The following is a 1002-nucleotide window of genomic DNA, read 5'->3' as shown; positions in this document are numbered from 1 at the left end:
ATCGTTAACAATCAAAATAACCTCCTCTCGAGCGGTTTTTTTATCACCCGTCATCTCTCCTCCAAATTCTTTTGCATCAATATGTAGTCGAAGTAGCCACCTTCTTTTCTTTTAGCGAATCGCTTTTTTTTTCCAGTTATTTCGAAGCCAAATCTTTCGTACAATTTAATTGCTGGATTGCCACCCGCCTAACAAAGAACCATCATAAGCAATAAGAAGCCTGCTTCGTAACATAAACTTCCAACGTGTTCGACTTCAAAGACACAAAAAGTGTAGTCATAATGAGGTCGAACAGCAAGAAAGTAAGAAAGGTTTAACTTTTGGAAAAGTCTACTGCTTTCTTTTGATATGCTTCGAGACAAGACGTGTCATTTCAAACATGTCAACTGATTCTTTTGTGCCAAAGATGACTGACAAAAGATCGTCTGGGGTGATTCTTTTCTTGTTTTGAGGGTCTTGTAAACTTTTTTTCTTTATATAAGCCCACAAGCGCTTTGTTATTTCGCTTCTAGGAAGTGGCCCAGATCCAACTACTGCAGCAAGTTCGTCACTCACAATGACTGGTTCCATTAGGGCTTTGTGTCGCTTCGATTCGTTCATGAAGTTCTCCGATTTTTTAGCTATGATGGCGCCCAAGGCTGATACAAAACTCAATCCGGTCTTTTATCTCTTACGCAGTTTAGTCGTCAAATAACTTTCCCTGGGAAGCGCTCTATGTCTTCTCATTTTGCTGACTTTCTCCTTGAAGATTAACAGCTTTGTTGAAGAACCTTAGCTGTGTAGAACGTTGTTTAATGTTTAAGTATTCAAGATAGAGAGGTTCGTTTTGGAATTAACAATCCGTAAGACGGAGCTTGGAGATTCTTTCTATTTAGATCAATGGTTAAAGCAGGAAGGTTGCGAGTTGGGCTACCCTGCTATCAATCATGAAGACGATTTGGAAAGGCAAGAAACAGCAATTCGATGGATTTCTCCAGCTCGTTACGGCACCAGCTTAACCGC

Annotated in this window: 1 protein-coding gene; it reads right to left on the bottom strand. The window is 40.1% G+C overall.

Features of this window, described 5'->3' with window-relative positions; translation table 11 throughout:
* Window positions 1-330: 330 nt before the first annotated feature.
* Complete coding sequence (locus GCCT14_RS05160) at window positions 331-600, bottom strand: SWIB/MDM2 domain-containing protein (RefSeq protein WP_108624474.1); 270 nt, start codon at window positions 598-600, stop codon at window positions 331-333.
* Between the last annotated feature and the right edge of the window lie 402 nt (window positions 601-1002).

This window comes from Candidatus Similichlamydia epinepheli, from assembly GCF_003056015.1.
The sequence above is the reverse complement of the archived record's forward strand: the minus strand, read 5'-3'. Positions and strand labels throughout refer to the sequence as shown.

Bases quoted from the DNA above. Each gene is read 5' to 3' on its own strand.
- GCCT14_RS05160 (WP_108624474.1), bottom strand. From the start codon at position 600: ATGAACGAATCGAAGCGACACAAAGCCCTAATGGAACCAGTCATTGTG.